Raw genomic sequence first — 17,743 nt, forward strand, 5'->3', positions numbered from 1 at the left:
AAGTCGTAGGGTGGATTAGCCGCAGGCGTAATCCACCAACTCTGTCTCCGCGGAGACAAAAGAGGTGGGTTACGCCAGCACCTGCGCTTCGCGCAGCCGCAGGCTAACCCGCCCTACAAGCTTACTTCAGCGGCTCCAGGATGGAGACGTAGTTGGCGACCGCGGCCCCGCCCATGTTGAAAATGCCGCCGAGCTTGGCATTGTTGAGCTGCATGCCCTCGGGCGCCTGGCCTGCGAGCTGCATCGCGGTCATCACGTGCATCGAGACGCCGGTGGCGCCGATCGGATGGCCCTTGGCCTTCAGACCGCCGGACGGGTTGACCGGCAGCTTGCCGTCCTTCAGCGTCCAGCCTTCCTTGATGGCGCGGGCGCCCTGCCCCTTCGGCGTCAGGCCCATCGCTTCGTACTCGATCAGCTCGGCGACGGTGAAGCAGTCGTGGGTTTCGACGAAGGAGAGATCGGACAGCGTCACCCCCGCCTTCTCCAGCGCGCGCTGCCAGGCGACGGTGCAGCCCTCGAACTGGAGGATGTCGCGCTTGCTCATCGGCAGGAAGTCCTGGGCGTGCGCGGTGGCGCGGAAGCCGATCGACTTGGCCATTCCCTTGGCGGTCTCGGCATCGGCCAAGACCAGCGCCGCGGCGCCGTCCGACACCAGCGAGCAGTCGGTGCGCTTCAGGGGGCCGGCGACGTAAGGATTCTTCTCGCTCTCGGCGCGGCAGAAGTCGAAGCCGAAATCCTTGCGCATCTGGGCAAAGGGATTGGCGACGCCGTTCTTGTGGTTCTTGGCCGCGATCAGCGCCAGCGCATCGGACTGGTCGCCGTATTTCTGGAAGTAGGAGCTGGCGATCTTGCCGAACACGCCGGCAAAGCCGCCGACGGTGTCACCGTCCTCGGGCAGATAGGAGGCCTTGAGCAGGTTCTTGCCGATCTCCGCGCTGGGGGTGCGGGTCATCTGCTCGACGCCGACGACGAGCACGATCTTGGCGGCGCCTGCGGCAATCGCGCGCAGGCCCTGATGCACCGCGGCAGATCCCGTGGCACAGGCGTTCTCGACGCGGGTCGCCGGCTTGAAGCGCAGCTTCGGATCGGCCTGGAGCACCAGCGAGGCGGTAAAATCCTGCGGCGAGAAGCCGGCGTTGAAATGGCCGAGCACGATCTCGTCGACATCGCCGGCCGAAATGCCGGCATCCGCCATCGCCTCATTGGCAACGCGGGTGACGAGGCTTTCGACGGTTTCGGTGTCGAACTTGCCGAACGGCGTATGCGCCCATCCGACGATGCTGGCGGTCATGATGTTCTCTCCCTGGGGATCTTGTCCTGAGCTAAGTCTTAGCCCAGGGATGGCAAGACTTCACGCGGCTTTCAGGGCTTTCAGGGTGCGCTGGCAGATGGCTGTTATGCCGGCCCAGTTCCCGGCCCTGATCTCCGCCGTTGGGCAAAGCCAGGAACCGCCAACCGCGACCACGTTGGGCTCGGCGAGCCAGCTCGCCGCATTGGCCTCGCCGATGCCACCGGTCGGGCAGAACCGGACGTTCGGGAACGGCCCGCCGAGCGAGCGCAGGCCCTTGATGCCGCCGGCCTGCTCGGCCGGGAAGAATTTTGCCACGTCGAAGCCGTGCGCCAGCGCCATCATCAGCTCGGACGCCGTGGCGATGCCCGGCGCGAACGGCAGGGAGCTATGGGTGGCGGCCTTGAGAAGGTCGGGGGTCAGGCCCGGGCTGATGCCGAACGCGACGCCGAGCTTCTCGACACGGGTGAAGTCGGCCGGATTGAGGATCGTGCCGATGCCGACGACCGCCTCGGGCACTTCGGCCATCATCGCCCGCGCCGCCTCGATCGCAACGGGGGTGCGCAGGGTCACCTCCAGCGTGCGGACGCCGCCGGCGACCAGCGCACGCGCCAGCGGCACGGCGTCCTGGATGCGCTCGATGGTGAGGACGGGTATGACGGTCGCGTCCCTGAACAGCGCGACGAGGTGGTTCTGTTGGGCAGTCGTGGGCATAGGATCTCGATTCACTTGGTCGCTTGACGCGGGGCCGCCGGCCGGTGCCGCTTCTTCGGCGGCATGGCATAGCCCGGAATGATGGCGCCGGGATAGCAGATCACGAGGCTGGCGAGGCGATGCCCGGCCTGGGCGGCCTCGACCGGATCGGAACCGGCGAGCCGGGCGGCAATGTAGGCGGCAGCAAAGCTGTCGCCGGCCGCCGTGGTGTCGACGACCGGCTTGGACATCGGTTCGGCGCGGACCTCGCTCGTGCCGCCGGGGAAGCGCAGCAGGCTGACCGGCTCGGCGAGGCGGAATACCAGCTCGGGCGCCGGGATGCGCGCCATCAACTGGTCGTTGCTCTCGCCGGGATAGAGCGCGAGCAGATCCTCGGTCGAGGTCAGCACGATGTCGGCGGTCGCGAAGGCTGCGGCAAAGACCTCCCGCGCGACGTCGCGGTCCGGCCATCCCCGCGCGCGGAAATTGGTGTCGAACACGAAGCGGGTGCCGAGCAGGCGGGCGCGCTTGATCGCCGCGAACAGGCGCTCGCGCCCCGGAGCATCGTAGATCGAGAGCGTGATCGCGGAGAGATAGACGATGTCGTAGCTCATCAGCGAATTGAGCAGCTCGTCGGTCTCCGGCAGATTCATCAGCTGGCGCGCCGCCGCGCTGTCGCGCCAGTGAAAGAACTGGCGCTCGCCCTTCGCATCCGTCTGGATCATGTAGAGGCCGGGCAGCTTGCCCGCCAGCCGAACGACACGCCGCGTGCCGACGCCCTCCGTCGTCCAGGCCGCGATCATCTCGTCGCTGAGGGCATCGTCGCCGAGCGCGGTGAGATAGTCGACCTTGATTTCGAGCCGCGCCAGATAGACTGCGGTGTTGAGGGTGTCACCGCCGAAGCCGCGTGAATAAAGCCCGCCGCCCTGCCCGGCAGACGCCCCGCCCTGGGCCTGCCGGAGCTCGACCATGCATTCGCCGATGCAAGCAACGCTCGCCATCACCAGGACCCGCTCAGTCAGAGATCAGGCGACGAAATTGCCGCCGAGCTCGTCTTCGATGTGAATTCGGATGATGTCGTCGAAGGTCTTCTCGGCGGTGGTGAAGCCGAGCTCGAGCGCCCGCTTTGGGTTGAAATTGCGCGGCCAGCCGCCGACGATACCGACGATGAAGGGATCGGGCTCGCGCTTGATGCGGGCAGCGACCTTCTCACCGGCAACGCGCTTCAGGGCCGCGATCTGCTCGCCGACCGTGGCCGAAAGTCCCGGCATGGTCAGGTTGCGGCGCGGGCCGACCGCGGCGAGATCCATGGTGCCGGCATGGAGCAGGAAGCCGACGGCCGAGCGCGGCGTGGCGTGCCAGTGGCGGACGTCCTCGGAAACCGGGAGCACCGCTTCCTTGCCGGCCAGCGGCTCGCGCAGGATGTTGGAGAAGAAGCCGGAGGCCGCCTTGTTGGGCAGGCCGGGCCGGATGCAGATGGTCGGCAGGCGGATGCCGATGCCGTCGAGGAAGCCGCGGCGCGAATAGTCGGCCAGCAGGAGTTCGCCGATCGCCTTCTGCGTGCCGTAGCTGAGCAGCGGGGTGTGGAAGAACTCGTCGCCGATTGCATCCGGGAACGGCGCGCCGAACACCGCGATCGAGGACGTGAAGACGACGCGTGGCTTGTAGCCGCCGCCAACCAGCCTGACGGCATCGAGCAGCATCCGCGTGCCGTCCAGATTGATGCGGTAGCCCTTGTCGAAATCGAGCTCGGCCTCGCCCGAAACGATCGCAGCCAGATGGAAGATCACGTCGGGACGGCCGGCGATCAGCTTTTCGGCCGCGCCCGGCACGGCGAAATCGCCCGACACCGTCTCGACGGAGAAACCGGCCTTCTCCGGCTTCTTCGGCTCGACCACGTCATGCATGGTCAGTTTGGTGATGTCGCTCTTGCCGAGCCGACCGTCGCCGAGCAGCCGTTCACAGAGTTTGCGGCCGACCATGCCGGCGGCGCCCAGAACCAGAATGTGCAAGAGCTCAACTCCTTGTCATTGGCCGGAGCGCGCCGCTCCTGGCGCGCTCTTAAGCAGCCCGGCGGTCATTCCTTCACGGCGCCGGTCATCGCGGACACATAATGCTCCACGAAGAAGGCGTAAAGGATGACGAGCGGCAACGAGCCGGCCAGGGCTCCCGCCATCAGCGAGCCCCAGCGGTAGATGTCGCCGTCCACGAACTCGTTGACGATCGCGACCGGCACCGTCTTGTTGCTGGTCGATTGCAGGAACGTCAACGCGTAAATGAACTCGTTCCAGCACAGTGTGAAGCAGAAGATGAAGGCCGAGATCAGGCCGGGAATGGCGAGCGGCAGCACGATCTTGATCAGGATCTGCCAGCGGCTCGCCCCGTCGATCAGCGCACATTCCTCGAGCTCGAACGGGATGGTCTTGAAATAGCCCATCAAGAGCCAGGTCGAGAACGGGATCAGGATGGTCGGATAGGTCAGGATCAGCGCCAGCGGCGAGTCGAACAGGCCGTACTGAAACACGACGGTGGCGAGCGGGATGAACAGGATCGAGGGCGGCACCAGATAGGCGAGGAAGATCAGTCCGCCGACGAGATTGGCGCCCTTGTAACGCAACCGTACGATGGCGTAGGCCGCAAACACCGATGCGACGATCGAGAGAATGGTGGCGCAGATCGCCACGTACATCGTGTTCCAGAGCCAGTACGGATAATAGCTCTCGAACAGCAGCTTGTGGAAGTGCTTGAAGGTCGGATTCCAGGTCCAGAACGGGTTGTACCTGTCGAGGTCGAGCAGCTGCTCGTCCGGCTTCACCGAGGTCAGCGCCATCCAGTAGAACGGAAACAGGAGGACCACGACGATGATCGCGAGCGGCAGGTACAGCGTCACGAGCCGGCGCGGCACCGACTGCAGATAGCTCATGCCCTCGCTGTTATCGACGCGCGCGGACGCCGACAGCACCGACTTGAGATCGACCTTGGAGGCAGGAAGATCAGTCATTGTTCTCTCCCTGTTGCCACTTGCGGCGCTGCAGGCCGAACCAGGACACCATGATCGCAGCGAGCAGGAACGGAATCATGGCGCTGGAGATCGCCGCGCCCTCGCCGAGCTGCCCGGCGATGATCGCGCGCTGATAGGACAGCGTCGCCATCAGATGGGTGGCGTTGACCGGGCCGCCGCGAGTCATCGCCCAGATCAGCTGGAAGTCGGTGAAGGTGAACAGCACCGAGAAGGTCATCACGACGGCGATGATCGGGGTCAGCAGCGGATAGGTGATGTAGCGGAAATTCTGCCAGCGCGTGGCGCCGTCGAGCGTCGCGGCTTCGTAGAGCGACGGCGACACCGTCTGCAGGCCGGCGAGCAGCGTGATCGCCACGAACGGCACGCCGCGCCAGATGTTGGCGAAGATCACGCAAATGCGTGCCCAGGTCGTGTCGCCGAGGAAGTTGATGTTCTGATCGATCACACCGAGATGCTTCAACGACCAGGAGATGATGGAGAATTGAGAGTCGAAGATCCACCAGAACGCCAATGCCGAGAGCACCGTCGGCACGATGAAGGGGATCAGGACCATCGCGCGAAGCATCGCCTTGAACGGCATGTTCTCGTTCAGCAGCAGCGCGAGATAGAGCCCGATCGCGAATTTGAGGGCACTGGCGACGAAGGTGTAGAGCAGCGTGTTGAACACCGACAGCCAGAAGATGGAATCGTCCCACAGCCACTCATAGTTCTCGGTGCCGACGAATTGCCCCACCCTGCCGATGCGGGTGTCGGTGAAGGACAGCCAGATACCGAGCCCCAGCGGATAGGCCAGGAAGAAGATCAGGAACGCCATGGCCGGCACCATGAACCAGAAGCCGAGCCAGTTGCGGTTGTGTTTAAGCTGGGTCCAGGCGCCGCCCTCGCTCATCTGAGGCTTGGCCCGGGGAATTGCGACATCAGCCATGCCCGATATCCCTGATCGAAATGTTGACGAGCGGGCGGCGCGACTGCCGCCCGCTCCGTGATCCTCAGCGATAGATGCGCTTCAGCTGGCGCTCGGCTTCCGCCATCGCGCCCTTCGCATCCTTGGTGCCGGTGCAGTAATTGGCGAACATGTCGACGACGATGAAGTCGGCGATGGCCGTTGCCGCCTTTTCGCCGACCGTGCCGATGCCGGAGGCCGGCAGCGTGCGCTTGGAAGCCTGCGAGAACACCTCGTTCTTGGGATCGGCCTTCCAGATCGGCGCCGCCTCGTAGGCGTTCAAGGTCTGGGTCAGATAGCCCTGCGCGCCGTCCAGCCACTTCTCGTAGTTCTCCTTCTCCAGCATGAAGGCGACGAAGGCCTTCGCCGCGTTCGGATATTTGGTGAAGTTGAAGGCGAGAATCGGCAGCGCCAGCTGCAGCTCGGTCGGCTTGCCGACCGGCCCGACCGGCCAGAGCGCATGATACGTGTCTGCGGTCAGCTCCTTCTTGCTCGCATCGGTCTTGGCGGCGACGTAGATCGAGATGCCGTTGGCCGTGCAATAGAGCTCGCCGGCGAGGAACGCCTTGTTGTTGGAGGAATCGTTCCAGGACGCCGTGCCCGGAATGAAGTTGTCATACAGCGCCTTGCAGTACTCCAGCGCCTTCGCCGTCTCCGGCGAGTTGATGACGATCTTGTCGTTCTGGTCGACCGTGTAGGCACCGTGGCCCCACAGCACCCAGTGCAGCCACGAATTGCCGTCGCCCGACGCATGCCCGAGCGCGAAGCCAGCCGGCGTGTTGTTGGCCTTCAGCGCCTTGCACATCTCGAGGAAGCCGGGGAAGTCCTTCGGGAACTCCTTGAAGCCGGCCTTGTCGAGCGCCGACTTTCGGTACGTCATGTAACCGCCGTTGGTCGCGACGGGGATGCCGAGCCAGTCGTTGCCCTGCATGCAGGTCTTGGCGGCCGCATCGGTCCAGCCGCCGTATTTCTTGCCGAGATAATCGGCGACGTCGTTCATCTTCAGCACTTTGGTCGGGAACAGCTGCGGCAGCGTGTGCAGGCCCCAGGCGAGGTCGAGCCCCGAGCCGGTATTGGCCGCAACCGAGGCCTTCGGCTGCACGTCCTCGAAGGATTCGCTGAACACGTTCATCTCGGTGCCGGTCGCAGCCTTGAACGCTGCCACCATCTGGTTGAACGCATCGTCCTCTGCAGGCACGAAGCGCTTCCAGCGCATCACGGTCAGCTTGGCGCCCGCCTCCGGCTTCCAGGGCGCGCTCTGCGCCCAGGCCTTGGCGAAGTCGAACAGCGCCGGCCCGGTGAGCATGCCGGTCGCAGCCAGTGCCGTTCCGCCTTGAAGCAGCGTCCGGCGGGTAAAGTCTTGCATGTCGTCCTCCCTGTGATGCTTTTTATTGTCTTAAGTAAAACTCACACTACGCGTTCAGGCGTTTTCCCGTCGCCTCGTCGAACAAGTGCACCAGTGACGGATCGGGCTTCAGCCGGATCTTGTCGCCCGGGTTGAACTGGTGACGCTCGCGGAAGACCGCGACGACCTGCTCGCCGCCGATCTTGGCGAACACCTGCGTCTCCGAGCCGGTCGGCTCGACCACGATGATCTCCGCTTCGGCACCGTCGTCGGCGATGGTGAAATGCTCGGGCCGCACGCCGTACACCGCAGGACGGCCGTCGGACGCCGCGGGCGCGGTCTTGAGCGGCAGCTTGACGCCGTTCGGCCCCTCGAAGGTCGCGACACCGTTGGCGCGCACATGCCCCTTCAGGAAGTTCATCGCGGGCGAGCCGATGAAGCCGGCGACGAACTGGTTGTCGGGCTTGTCGTACAGCTCGAGCGGCGTACCCATCTGCTCGACGATACCGTCATGCATGACGACGATCTTGTCGGCCATGGTCATGGCCTCGATCTGGTCGTGGGTGACGTAGACGGTCGTCGTCTTCAGCCGCTGGTGCAGCTCCTTGATCTCCGTGCGCATGGCGACGCGCAGCTTGGCGTCGAGGTTCGACAAGGGCTCGTCGAAGAGGAAGACCTGCGGGTCGCGCACGATGGCGCGGCCCATCGCGACGCGCTGGCGCTGGCCGCCGGAGAGCTGGCGCGGGTAGCGATCGAGCAGCGGCGCCAGAGCGAGGATCTCGGCGGCGCGCTTGACGCGCTTGTTGATCTCGTCGGCGCTCGCATTCCGCAGCTTGAGCGAGAAGCCCATGTTGTCGGCAACGGTCATGTGCGGATAGAGCGCGTAGTTCTGGAACACCATCGCAATGTCCCGCTCCTTGGGCTGGACATTGTTGACGACGCGGTCGCCGATCGAGATCGTGCCGGAGGTGATATTCTCGAGACCGGCGAGCATGCGCAGAAGCGTCGACTTGCCGCAGCCGGAGGGGCCGACCAGGACGACGAACTGTCCATCCTCGATCGGTACGGTCACGCCGTGCAGGACTTCAAAATTGCCGAACGATTTCCGCACGTCGCGGATGTGCACAGACGACATCTAGCTCCCTCCTCGATAGTCCACGACGCCCCTGGCGCCGCGACCGTCTTGTTTTTCAGACTTCGCCGAACGAAGCCCGACCGTAGCGGGCAACATTGTCGGCAGTTTGTGCGGTTTTGGCAATTTGTCTTTGGTTAGTCGCTGCTGGTAGCGCTGTCAACGTTCCTTTGTTTGCGGGACTGACTGTGTTAAGAGCAGCAAATGGGTCGAAAACGCACCAAGTCAGGCAAAATCCGGCTGGCGGAAGTCGCCGAGCTTGCCGGCGTCAGCCCGATTACGGCGTCCCGCTTCTTTCGTAATCCGGAAGCCCTCTCGGTCGCCAAGCGGACGCGGGTGGAGAGCGCGGCCAAGGAGCTCGGCTACGTCCCGAACCTTGCGGCACGCGCGCTGGCCTCGCAACGCACCGAGGTCATCGGTGTCTTGATCCCCTCTCTTACAAATAACGTGTTCTCGGACGTGCTGCGCGGCATCTACGATGCGTCCGAAGGCAGCCGCTACTCGATCCAGCTGTCCAACACGCGCTACAGCATTCTCCAGGAAGAGAAGCTGCTGCGCCTGTTTCTCGCGCAGAAGCCGGCCGGGCTGATCGTCACCGGAATCGACCAGACCGCCGAATCGCGCGCGATGCTGGAGGCCGCCGACTGCCCGATCGTGCAGATCATGGAGATCGGCCCCGATCCGGTCGACATGATGATCGGCTTTTCGCACTATGATGCGGCCCGCGCAGCGGTTGCGCACCTGTTCGACCAAGCCCGCCGCAAGATCGGCTTCATCGGTGCGCGCATGGATCCCAGGGTGCAGCGGCGGCTGGACGGATATGTCTCGGCCATGAAGGACGCCGCATTGTTCGAGCAGCGCCTCGTCGTCACCACTGCGACACCGACCTCGGTGACGCTCGGCTGCGCCCTGTTCGCCGATCTCCTGGCGCGGGAGCCCGACCTCGACGCGGTGTTCTGCGCCAATGACGACCTCGCGCTCGGCGTGCTGTTCGAATGCCGCCGCCGCGAGATCGCGGTCCCCGACCAGATCGCAATCGTCGGCTTCAACGACCTCGAATTCATGGCGTCCGCCGTCCCCACCCTCACCAGCGTGCGCACCAACCGCTACGAGATGGGCAACACGGCCGCCACCATGCTGATCGAGGCGATCGACGGACGCCGCCCAGCGCAGCCGGTGCTCGATCTCGGCTTCAAGGTGATCGAGCGGCAGAGCTCGTCGTCGCGTCATTCGGACAGCAGGCCGGCCGTATCCGGCGCGGCTGCGGCGAACAAAATGGTAGCGTTACCAAGCGCTCATGACTAGTATCGGATTTGTGAGGAAACGACCCGCCAGCGGGCCAGCGATCCATCATTCGCGCCGCTGGGCATCGCACAAGCCGAGACCCCGGGACGGACGCTGGTGCGTTTGCATTGCAGGAGAAACCAATGACAAAGAAACCAACCAATGGGCACGCGCCCGCCGGCAACGGCTCGCGACGCCATCTTCGCTCGCAGGAATGGTTCAACAACCCGCATAATCCGGGCATGACCGCGCTCTACATGGAGCGCTACCTCAATTACGGCCTCACGCGCGCCGAGCTGCAATCCGGCAAGCCGATCATCGGCATCGCCCAGACCGGCAACGACCTCTCGCCCTGCAACCGCCACCATATCGAGCTGGCCCATCGGGTCCGCGAGGGCATCCGCGAGGCCGGCGGCATTGCGATGGAATTCCCGACCCATCCGATCCAGGAGACCGGCAAGCGCCCGACCGCGGCGCTCGACCGCAACCTCGCCTATCTCGGCCTGGTCGAGATCCTCTACGGCTATCCGCTCGACGGCGTCGTGCTCACCACCGGCTGCGACAAGACCACGCCGGCCTGCATGATGGCGGCGGCGACCGTGAACCTGCCCGCGATCGTGCTGTCGGGCGGCCCGATGCTGAACGGCTGGCATGCCGGCGAGCGCACCGGCTCCGGCACCATCGTCTGGAAGTCGCGCGAGCGGCTCGCCGCGGGCGAGATCGACTATGAAGAGTTCATGGAGATCGTGGCCTCCTCCGCGCCCTCGGTCGGGCATTGCAACACCATGGGCACCGCCTCGACCATGAACGGGCTCGCCGAAGCGCTCGGCTTCTCGCTGCCGGGCTGCGCGGCGATCCCCGCCCCCTATCGCGAGCGCGGCCAGATCGCCTACGAGACGGGAAAACGCATCGTCGAGATGGTCTGGGAAGACCTCAAGCCTTCGGACATCCTGACCCGCAAGGCGTTCGAGAACTGCATCGTGATCAATTCGGCGATCGGCGGCTCGACCAACGCGCCGATCCACATCAATGCGCTGGCCCGCCACATCGGCGTCGAGCTCACGATCGAGGACTGGCAGAAGGTCGGCCACGACGTGCCGCTCCTGGTCAACATGCAGCCGGCCGGCTTCTATCTCGGCGAGGAATTCCACCGCGCCGGCGGCGTGCCGGCCGTGGTGCGCGAATTGATGAAGCACAAGCGCATCCATGAGGACGCCGTCACGGTCAACGGCCGCGGCATCGGCGAGAACTGCGCCAATGCGCCAAAGCCCGACAACGACGTGATCTGGGCCTACGACAAGCCGCTGGTGAAGGACGCCGGCTTCTTGGTGCTGAAGGGCAATCTGTTCGATTCCGCGATCATGAAGACCTCCGTGATCTCCAAGGAATTCCGCGACCGCTATCTCAACAACCCGAAGGACCTCAACGCCTTCGAGGGCCGCGCCATCGTGTTCGAAGGTCCGGAGGACTATCACGCGCGGATCGATGATCCCTCGCTCGACATCGACGAGCGCTGCGTGCTGTTCATCCGCGGCACCGGCCCGATCGGCTATCCCGGCGGCGCCGAAGTCGTGAACATGCAGCCGCCGGCGGCGCTGATCAAACGCGGCATCCTGTCCCTGCCCTGCATCGGCGACGGCCGCCAGTCCGGCACCTCGGGCTCCCCCTCGATCCTGAACGCCTCGCCGGAAGCCGCGGCCAATGGCGGCCTTGCGATCCTCAGGACCGGCGACAAGGTCCGCATCGACCTCAACAAGGGCAGCGCCAACATCCTGATCTCGGACGAGGAGCTGAAGAAGCGCCACGCCGAGCTGAAGGCCAGCGGCGGCTTCAAGCATCCGCCGAACCAGACGCCGTGGCAGGAGATCTATCGCAACACCGTCGGTCAGCAATCGACCGGCGCCTGCATGGAGCTCGCCACGCGCTACCAGAACGTCGCCGGCACGTTCGGCGTGGCGCGGGATAATCACTGACGGCCACACGTCATTGCGAGCGAAGCGAAGCAATCCAGAGATTTGTCCACGGAGACAGCCTGGATTGCTTCGTCGCAAGTGCTCCTCGCAATGACGGCGGATCGATGACAATTCAAAGGAGTGAACAACATGGCAGACCGCCTTAAGGGCAAACGCGCCGTCGTCACGGCTGCAGCCGCCGGCATCGGCCGCGCCTGCGCCGTCGCATTCGCGCGTGAGGGTGCAACCGTCATTGCCACCGACATCAACGAGGCCGGCATCGCTGGCCTGACCAAGGAAGGCATCGCCGAGGTCGCAAAGCTCGACGTCCGCAACACCGCCGACGTCAATGCCTTTGCCAAGCGTGTCGGTAAGATCGACATCCTGCTCAACGCGGCGGGCTTCGTGCACCACGGCACCATCCTGGAGTGCTCGGAAGAGGACTTCGACTTCTCGTTCGACCTCAACGTCAAGTCGATGCACCGGACCATCAAGGCGTTCCTGCCCGACATGATCGCCGGCGGCGGCGGCAGCATCGTCAACATCTCGTCATGCGCGGCCTTGAGGCCGCCGGCGAACCGTTACGTCTACAGCTCGTCGAAGGCCGCGGTGTCGCTGCTGTCGCGTGCGGTGGCGCTCGACTTCATCACCAAGGGCATCCGCTGCAACTCGATCTGCCCCGGCACCGTCGAAACGCCCTCGATGCTCGACCGCGCCGCCGCGCAGGGACCGCAGGGCAAGGAGATGTTCATCTCCCGCCAGAAGATGGGCCGGCTCGGCACCGCCGAGGAGATCGCGTCCATGGCGGTCTATCTCGGCAGCGACGAGAGCGCCTTCACCACCGGCGTCGACCTCGTCGTCGACGGCGGCTACATGCTCTGACGCCAGAGGCCTGCGGCATGAACAAGATCGATCTCAACGGGCGCGTTGCCGTCGTCACCGGTGGCGCGCAGGGCTTTGGCCGCGCCATCACCGAGCGTTTCGTCGCCTCCGGCGCCAAGGTTGCGATCTGGGATTTCGATGCGGCGCTGGCTGAGAAGACCGCAAAGGAGATCGGCGACAACGCCCGCGTGTTCAAGGTCGACGTCACCGACACCGCGGCCGTCGAGCAGGCCCGCGATGCGACGCTCAAGGCCTTCGGCAAGATCGACATCCTCGTCAACAATGCCGGCATCGCCGGAATCAACAAGCCGGTCTGGGAGACCGACCTCGAGGAATGGCGCAAGGTTCTGCGCATCAACCTCGACGGCCCCTTCATCGTGAGCAAGGCGATCGTGCCCGCGATGCTCAGGCAGAAATACGGGCGCATCGTCAACATCGCCTCCATCGCCGGCAAGGAAGGCAATCCGAACGCGGCGCATTATTCGGCGTCCAAGGCCGGTCTGATCGCGCTGACGAAGTCGCTCGGCAAGGAGCTCGCGGCGCACGACATCCTCGTCAACGCGGTGACCCCGGCGGCGGCAAAGACCGCGATCTTCGACCAGATGACGCAGCAGCATATCGACTTCATGCTGTCGAAGATCCCGAAGGGGCGCTTCGTGCTGGTGGAAGAGCTGGCTGCGATGGTGAGCTGGCTGGCCTCGGAGGACTGCGCGTTCTCAACCGGGGCCGTGTTCGACATTTCGGGTGGGCGCGCAACCTATTGAGGACATCATGATCCGGGAAGGCGGTTGCCTGTGCGGCGCGGTGCGGTTCAGGGCGGAGGGCGAGCCGCTCAATGTCCGCATCTGCCATTGCCGCATCTGCCAGAAGGCAATGGGCTCGCCCTTCTTCGCCCGGGCGCAGTTCGACCAGCGCGCGCTGACCGTCGACGGCGACACGGAGCGCTACGCGTCATCGGAGAACATCGACCGTGTGTTCTGCAAGCGCTGCGGCACGCGCCTGTTCGCCTGGCGGCGCAACGGCACGCTCGCGGGGGTGGCGCTTGCGACCTTCGACGACCGCAACGCCTTCGCGCCGACCGAGCACATCTGGGTCTCGGAAAAGCCCGACTGGCTGAGGCTCGATGACGGTCTGACGCAGTATCCGGGGACGATCCCTGCGTAAGTCCGCACGGACGGCGTGGCGACCTCGGGCCGCCGATCATCAGCGGCGTGGCATTTCTGAATCGGCCACCCTATGTTGCGCTGAAGCGCTGCTGCACCGCCGGTTCGGCCGGGTCATCTGCAAGGCCGCAGGCTAACCGGGATCAACGAGCCGTGAACATTTCCCTTTATGACCTTTCCGTCTGGGTGCTGCCGCTGGTGCTCGCCATCACCTTTCATGAGGCTGCACACGCCTTTGTCGCGGACCGGCTCGGCGACAACACGGCCTCGCAGCTCGGCCGCGTCAGCTTCAACCCGCTACGGCATATCGATCCGTTCGGAACCGTGATCCTGCCGGCGATGCTGCTGTTCGCACATTCGCCGTTCCTGTTCGGCTATGCCAAGCCGGTGCCGGTCAACTTCCGCAAGCTGAACAACCCCAGGCTCGACATGGTCTGGGTGGCGCTGGCGGGACCTGCCACCAACATCCTGCTGGCGCTTGCCGCCGCCTTGGCTTTTCATGCCCTGCCTCTGGTGCCGGCGAGCGCGGCGAAATGGGTGGCCGACAACCTCAAGAACGCTCTGATCATCAACGCGATCCTGGCGGTCTTCAACATGATGCCGATCCCGCCGCTGGATGGCGGGCGCGTCGCGGTCGGGCTGTTGCCCCGCCCGCTCGCCTTGCCCCTCGCCCGTCTCGAGCCGTTCGGTATGCTGATCCTGATCGGGCTGTTGATTTTGCTGCCCCTTGCAGGTTCCCAGTTCGGTCTAAATCTTGATGTTATTTCAGCAATACTGCGGACGTTGACCGGTTATGTGATTCAGGCTGTTCTCTTCCTGACCGGCAATGCGTAGTTGAAGTGCGACACCGAACACAGGCCGAAGGGCCAGAGGCCGACTTGGTCAAAGCTGCCGATATGCTGATCGCGCGACGCGCCGACACCCGCGCCCGCGCCGATTTCGCCACCTGGAAGATGATGGCCAAGCTCAACGGGGCGTCCGCATTGCCCCCGGAGGCCCAAGAATTCCTGGCGAGCTACCAGAACCTGCTGGCGCAGATGAGCGAGGACGAGGCCACCGAGGCCACCATCGGCGCGATCTACAAAGCCTATTATGCCGAGATGGGCGGCGCCGGAACTGCGCCCGACGTCCGCCCTCGCGCGGCTAAACCGGCAGCGGACAATGTTACCGCCTTCCGCCGCCCCGCACCGGCGCCGAAGAAGTCCGCCTCCGTCGGGGCAGCAGCATTCGCTGGACCCCAGAAACGACCGCTCCCGGTAGCCCTGATCTTCGCGTGTCTGGTCGTGGTCTATGTCGGGATCCGGCTCTATTGGCGCTGAGCCGTCTTCTTCTTTTTCGCCTCCGGCGGCGTGAAGATGATATCGACGGTGCGCTCGAACCGGTCCTCGGTCAGGCCGGCAGGCGGCTGCGGGATGGGATCGGACTTGCGGACGATCGAGACCGCGGCCGCATCGTAGGCGGCGTCCCCTGACGATTCCACGACATCCACCGACAGCACGTTGCCCTTCCGGTTGATCGCGAAGCTCACCTTGACCTTCTGATTGTTGGGCTGTTTGCCCTCCGGATTGATCTTGTGCAGCGACAGATGCGCGCTGATCTTGCGGTTCCAGTCGGCCGTCAGCTTCAGGATGTCCTTGCCGATGCCGATGACGGGCGCCAGCGCCTTCTCGGCCTCGCGCGCATCCTCCTCGAGCGTCTGCCGTGCCGTCGCAACCGATTTGGGCGAGGCTTCGGCGGCCGGCGTTTCGACCGCCTGAATCTTCGGATCGTCTTCCGTCGGCTTCTTCGCGTTGTTCTCGGTCACGACGCGGTCGGGATCCTCGACCTCCTGCGACTGATCCCTTGGAAGCTCCGTCTCCTTGGTCTCGGCCTTTTGCTCGGGCAGCGCCTGCTGCTCCTGCATCGCTTCGCTGTCCGGCCCGGGCGGCAGATCGGTTTCGGGCGCCTTGGGCGATGCCATCTCCACGGCGAACTCGGCACCGTTCGCACCCAGGCCGTCGCCGTCGTCGTCGGCGCGCAAATGAGCCAGTGCGAGCGCAGCGCCGCCCAGATGAAGCGCGAGCGCCGCCACCGCCGCCAGGATCCAGAGCTTTCGGGATGGTCTGAGTTCGTCCGACATAGCGTGTCTTCTTAAGGCTGCGCGGCGCCGGCCGCAGGCGCTCCCGGAGCGCCTTCCAGCGCCACCAGCTTCACCCGCGTATAGCCGCCTGAGCGCAACAGCTCCATGACCCCCATCAACTCCCCATACGGTACCGACTTGTCGGCGCGCAGGAACACGTACTTGTCCTTGCTCATGTCGGACAGGCCGTCGAGCGTCCCGATCAACTCGGCCCGGTGCACCGGGTTCTCTCCGATCGCAAGCGTCAGATCGGGCTTGATGCTGAGATAGGTCGGCTTGTCCGGCTTCTTCTGCGGCGTCGCGCTCGACGTCGGCAGATCGATCGGCAGATCGACCGTGGAGAGCGGGGCTGCGACCATGAAGATGATCAGCAGCACCAGGATGACGTCGATGAACGGCGTGACGTTGATGTCATGCGTTTCCGAGAAGTCGTCGTCGTCATCGTTGTCTGCGAGCGAAACGGCCATGGTTCACTCCGCTGCGCGCGAATGCACGCTGCCGTGGCTGCGATCGAGATCGCGCGAGAGCAGCCGTCCTGCCGCCCCCGAGGCGCGGTTGACGAGCTCGAGATAGCCCTTCGTCACGCGCGAGAAGTGGTTGTAGATGATGACGGCGGGGATCGCCGCGACGAGGCCGATCGCGGTGGCGAGCAGCGCCTCGGCGATGCCGGGCGCGACGACGGCGAGGTTCGTGGTCTGCGACTTCGAGATGCCGATGAAGCTGTTCATGATGCCCCAGACCGTGCCGAACAGTCCGACGAAGGGCGACGTGGAGCCGATGGTCGCAAGCACGCCCATGCCGATCCGGATGCGCCGCGCCTCGGCGCGCACGATCTCGGAAAAGCTGGAGGCCGCGCGCTCCTTGATGCCGGCATCGCTGGACAGGCCGGCCGACATCCGCGCTTCGCGCAGGGCCGCCGCCAGGAAGGACGACAGGATGCCCTCCTTGGCGCCGACCGCCATCTGCGCTTCGGCAAGGGAGCGCGTCTCCGCGATCTTCTTCAGGGCCGAGCGAAGCCTGGTGGAGGCGACCGACAGCTCGATCGACTTGGCGATGAAGACGGTCCAGGTCATCAGCGATGCGAAGGCGAGCCCGATCATCACCGCCTTCACGATGACGTCGGCCGACATGAACATGACCCAGGGCGACAATTCCTTCATGGCCGGCGCGATACCGGATGCCGCCTCGGGCTTTGCAGGCGCCGGAGCGGTCGCGGTCGAAGCCGCAGGTGCGGTTGCCGAGGGTGCCGCCGCCGGGGCCGAGCTGGCCACGGGCGGCTGCGCCGCCTGCTGCGTCGCCGCCGAGGGCGGGGTCTGTGTCTGGGCGGAAACAGGGGTCGCGAGCCAGGCGGCCGCCAGCATGACGGCTGCGGCAAGGCTTGCTTGGAAGGTCATGGTCTTCATACTTCGGCCCAGTAGCGAATGAGGTTGTGATAGATACCCGTCAATTTGACCGTTTCGGGATCGTCACGCCCGAGCCGTTCCACCAGCGCCTGTATCGCGGTGTCGAGGTCAAAGATCATGCTCCGGGCTTGATCGTCCCGTATCATGCTCTGAAGCCAGAAGAAAGACGCAACCCGCGTTTCGTGATCTCGATGTCGTTGGCCGGGGTGAACTTGGTCGAGATGAATCTGCCCCGGCGATCGTCGGTCACGTCGTCGCGGCCGGCGACGTTGGCGTCCTGGAACAAGCCGCCAGCGCGCTTGGTCTGGTTGGATTGCTGCGCTTGCGCGCCGCGCGACACCGATGCCAGCGCGCTCATGCCTGCAACCGCCGAAGCCTTCTTGCCGGAAACGCCCGCGAATTTCTCATCCACCGGATCGAATGCTGCGACCGAACGCAACGACCTCGGTGCGAGCACCTGCTCCATTGCCAAACGCCCCATCTTGTTCGCTCATTCACTTCGACGAACGATGAGTGT

19 protein-coding genes and 1 pseudogene are annotated in these 17,743 nt (G+C 64.8%); 7 read left to right on the forward strand and 13 right to left on the reverse strand.

Features of this window, described 5'->3' with window-relative positions:
- Positions 1-121: 121 nt before the first annotated feature.
- From AC066S_RS26875 to AC066S_RS26910, 8 genes are all read right to left on the reverse strand, one after another.
- Positions 122-1,291, reverse strand: coding sequence for an acetyl-CoA acetyltransferase (locus tag AC066S_RS26875; protein WP_478271037.1), 1,170 nt, complete (start codon positions 1,289-1,291; stop codon positions 122-124).
- A gap of 60 nt (positions 1,292-1,351) precedes the next feature.
- A complete protein-coding gene (eda, locus tag AC066S_RS26880; protein WP_126261146.1) occupies positions 1,352-2,002 on the reverse strand; it encodes a bifunctional 4-hydroxy-2-oxoglutarate aldolase/2-dehydro-3-deoxy-phosphogluconate aldolase in 651 nt (216 codons plus the stop codon).
- An 11-nt stretch (positions 2,003-2,013) separates the two neighbouring features.
- Positions 2,014-2,982 (reverse strand): sugar kinase, encoded by a 969-nt coding sequence (locus AC066S_RS26885; protein WP_478271038.1) that lies wholly within the window; start codon positions 2,980-2,982, stop codon positions 2,014-2,016.
- Between the two features lie 24 nt (positions 2,983-3,006).
- Positions 3,007-3,993 carry a D-erythronate dehydrogenase gene (gene denD / locus AC066S_RS26890; RefSeq protein ID WP_478271039.1) on the reverse strand — a complete coding sequence of 329 codons (987 nt, stop codon included), beginning with the start codon at positions 3,991-3,993 and terminating at the stop codon, positions 3,007-3,009.
- Between the two features lie 65 nt (positions 3,994-4,058).
- Positions 4,059-4,982: a carbohydrate ABC transporter permease gene (locus AC066S_RS26895; protein ID WP_126261149.1), complete on the reverse strand. Its 924-nt coding sequence runs from the start codon at positions 4,980-4,982 to the stop codon at positions 4,059-4,061.
- The gene (locus AC066S_RS26900; RefSeq protein WP_164719031.1) at positions 4,975-5,892 is read right to left on the reverse strand and encodes a carbohydrate ABC transporter permease; all 918 of its coding nucleotides are present in this window, start codon (positions 5,890-5,892) and stop codon (positions 4,975-4,977) included. The genes AC066S_RS26895 and AC066S_RS26900 overlap by 8 nt, the downstream gene beginning before the upstream one ends.
- Positions 5,893-5,992: 100 nt before the next feature.
- The gene (locus tag AC066S_RS26905; protein ID WP_478271040.1) at positions 5,993-7,312 is read right to left on the reverse strand and encodes an ABC transporter substrate-binding protein; all 1,320 of its coding nucleotides are present in this window, start codon (positions 7,310-7,312) and stop codon (positions 5,993-5,995) included.
- Between the two features lie 46 nt (positions 7,313-7,358).
- On the reverse strand, positions 7,359-8,426 hold the full coding sequence (locus AC066S_RS26910) for an ABC transporter ATP-binding protein (protein ID WP_126261152.1): 1,068 nt from the start codon (positions 8,424-8,426) through the stop codon (positions 7,359-7,361).
- Between the two features lie 201 nt (positions 8,427-8,627).
- Between AC066S_RS26910 and gntR the strand changes: the two genes are divergently transcribed.
- From gntR to AC066S_RS26945, 7 genes are all read left to right on the forward strand, one after another.
- Positions 8,628-9,728 carry an HTH-type transcriptional regulator GntR gene (gntR, locus tag AC066S_RS26915; protein WP_126261153.1) on the forward strand — a complete coding sequence of 367 codons (1,101 nt, stop codon included), beginning with the start codon at positions 8,628-8,630 and terminating at the stop codon, positions 9,726-9,728.
- A gap of 122 nt (positions 9,729-9,850) precedes the next feature.
- Positions 9,851-11,680, forward strand: coding sequence for an IlvD/Edd family dehydratase (locus tag AC066S_RS26920; protein ID WP_126261154.1), 1,830 nt, complete (start codon positions 9,851-9,853; stop codon positions 11,678-11,680).
- 129 nt (positions 11,681-11,809) lie between these two features.
- A complete protein-coding gene (locus tag AC066S_RS26925) occupies positions 11,810-12,541 on the forward strand; it encodes an SDR family oxidoreductase (RefSeq protein ID WP_126261155.1) in 732 nt (243 codons plus the stop codon).
- A 17-nt stretch (positions 12,542-12,558) separates the two neighbouring features.
- Positions 12,559-13,305, forward strand: a complete 747-nt coding sequence (locus AC066S_RS26930; protein WP_478271041.1) for an SDR family NAD(P)-dependent oxidoreductase — start codon at positions 12,559-12,561, stop codon at positions 13,303-13,305.
- Between the two features lie 7 nt (positions 13,306-13,312).
- Complete coding sequence (locus tag AC066S_RS26935; RefSeq protein ID WP_478271042.1) at positions 13,313-13,705, forward strand: GFA family protein; 393 nt, start codon at positions 13,313-13,315, stop codon at positions 13,703-13,705.
- Positions 13,706-13,857: 152 nt separating this feature from the next.
- Positions 13,858-14,538 carry a site-2 protease family protein gene (locus AC066S_RS26940; protein ID WP_126261235.1) on the forward strand — a complete coding sequence of 227 codons (681 nt, stop codon included), beginning with the start codon at positions 13,858-13,860 and terminating at the stop codon, positions 14,536-14,538.
- Between the two features lie 62 nt (positions 14,539-14,600).
- Positions 14,601-15,023 carry a hypothetical protein gene (locus tag AC066S_RS26945; protein ID WP_126261236.1) on the forward strand — a complete coding sequence of 141 codons (423 nt, stop codon included), beginning with the start codon at positions 14,601-14,603 and terminating at the stop codon, positions 15,021-15,023.
- On the opposite strand, the gene AC066S_RS26950 is transcribed toward AC066S_RS26945, so the two are convergent.
- The 5 genes and pseudogenes from AC066S_RS26950 to AC066S_RS26970 form a co-directional block, all read right to left on the reverse strand.
- Complete coding sequence (locus tag AC066S_RS26950) at positions 15,011-15,823, reverse strand: energy transducer TonB family protein (protein ID WP_126261158.1); 813 nt, start codon at positions 15,821-15,823, stop codon at positions 15,011-15,013. The genes AC066S_RS26945 and AC066S_RS26950 overlap by 13 nt on opposite strands.
- 11 nt (positions 15,824-15,834) lie before the next feature.
- Entirely contained in the window at positions 15,835-16,290 is a 456-nt protein-coding gene (gene exbD, locus AC066S_RS26955; RefSeq protein ID WP_100231845.1) for a TonB system transport protein ExbD, read from the reverse strand.
- A 3-nt stretch (positions 16,291-16,293) separates the two neighbouring features.
- Entirely contained in the window at positions 16,294-17,226 is a 933-nt protein-coding gene (exbB, locus tag AC066S_RS26960; protein WP_478271043.1) for a tonB-system energizer ExbB, read from the reverse strand.
- Positions 17,223-17,402: pseudogene (locus tag AC066S_RS26965) on the reverse strand (PKHD-type hydroxylase); the annotation flags it as partial. The pseudogene AC066S_RS26965 and the gene exbB, both read right to left, overlap by 4 nt.
- The gene (locus tag AC066S_RS26970) at positions 17,369-17,692 is read right to left on the reverse strand and encodes a hypothetical protein (protein WP_135168391.1); all 324 of its coding nucleotides are present in this window, start codon (positions 17,690-17,692) and stop codon (positions 17,369-17,371) included. The pseudogene AC066S_RS26965 and the gene AC066S_RS26970, both read right to left, overlap by 34 nt.
- Positions 17,693-17,743: the final 51 nt, after the last annotated feature.

This window comes from Bradyrhizobium sp. CFUWI, assembly GCF_056429085.1.

Excerpts from the sequence above, each read along its gene's own strand:
- AC066S_RS26925 (WP_126261155.1), top strand. The coding sequence starts at position 11,810 with ATGGCAGACCGCCTTAAGGGCAAACGCGCCGTCGTCACGGCTGCAGCC.
- exbB (WP_478271043.1), bottom strand. The coding sequence starts at position 17,226 with ATGAAGACCATGACCTTCCAAGCAAGCCTTGCCGCAGCCGTCATGCTG.
- AC066S_RS26930 (WP_478271041.1), top strand. The coding sequence starts at position 12,559 with ATGAACAAGATCGATCTCAACGGGCGCGTTGCCGTCGTCACCGGTGGC.
- AC066S_RS26935 (WP_478271042.1), top strand. The coding sequence starts at position 13,313 with ATGATCCGGGAAGGCGGTTGCCTGTGCGGCGCGGTGCGGTTCAGGGCG.
- AC066S_RS26970 (WP_135168391.1), bottom strand. The coding sequence starts at position 17,692 with ATGGAGCAGGTGCTCGCACCGAGGTCGTTGCGTTCGGTCGCAGCATTC.
- AC066S_RS26950 (WP_126261158.1), bottom strand. The coding sequence starts at position 15,823 with ATGTCGGACGAACTCAGACCATCCCGAAAGCTCTGGATCCTGGCGGCG.
- AC066S_RS26905 (WP_478271040.1), bottom strand. The coding sequence starts at position 7,312 with ATGCAAGACTTTACCCGCCGGACGCTGCTTCAAGGCGGAACGGCACTG.
- AC066S_RS26910 (WP_126261152.1), bottom strand. The coding sequence starts at position 8,426 with ATGTCGTCTGTGCACATCCGCGACGTGCGGAAATCGTTCGGCAATTTT.
- AC066S_RS26945 (WP_126261236.1), top strand. The coding sequence starts at position 14,601 with ATGCTGATCGCGCGACGCGCCGACACCCGCGCCCGCGCCGATTTCGCC.
- AC066S_RS26920 (WP_126261154.1), top strand. The coding sequence starts at position 9,851 with ATGACAAAGAAACCAACCAATGGGCACGCGCCCGCCGGCAACGGCTCG.
- AC066S_RS26895 (WP_126261149.1), bottom strand. The coding sequence starts at position 4,982 with ATGACTGATCTTCCTGCCTCCAAGGTCGATCTCAAGTCGGTGCTGTCG.
- AC066S_RS26900 (WP_164719031.1), bottom strand. The coding sequence starts at position 5,892 with ATGAGCGAGGGCGGCGCCTGGACCCAGCTTAAACACAACCGCAACTGG.
- AC066S_RS26885 (WP_478271038.1), bottom strand. The coding sequence starts at position 2,982 with ATGGCGAGCGTTGCTTGCATCGGCGAATGCATGGTCGAGCTCCGGCAG.
- gntR (WP_126261153.1), top strand. The coding sequence starts at position 8,628 with ATGGGTCGAAAACGCACCAAGTCAGGCAAAATCCGGCTGGCGGAAGTC.
- exbD (WP_100231845.1), bottom strand. The coding sequence starts at position 16,290 with ATGGCCGTTTCGCTCGCAGACAACGATGACGACGACGACTTCTCGGAA.
- eda (WP_126261146.1), bottom strand. The coding sequence starts at position 2,002 with ATGCCCACGACTGCCCAACAGAACCACCTCGTCGCGCTGTTCAGGGAC.
- AC066S_RS26875 (WP_478271037.1), bottom strand. The coding sequence starts at position 1,291 with ATGACCGCCAGCATCGTCGGATGGGCGCATACGCCGTTCGGCAAGTTC.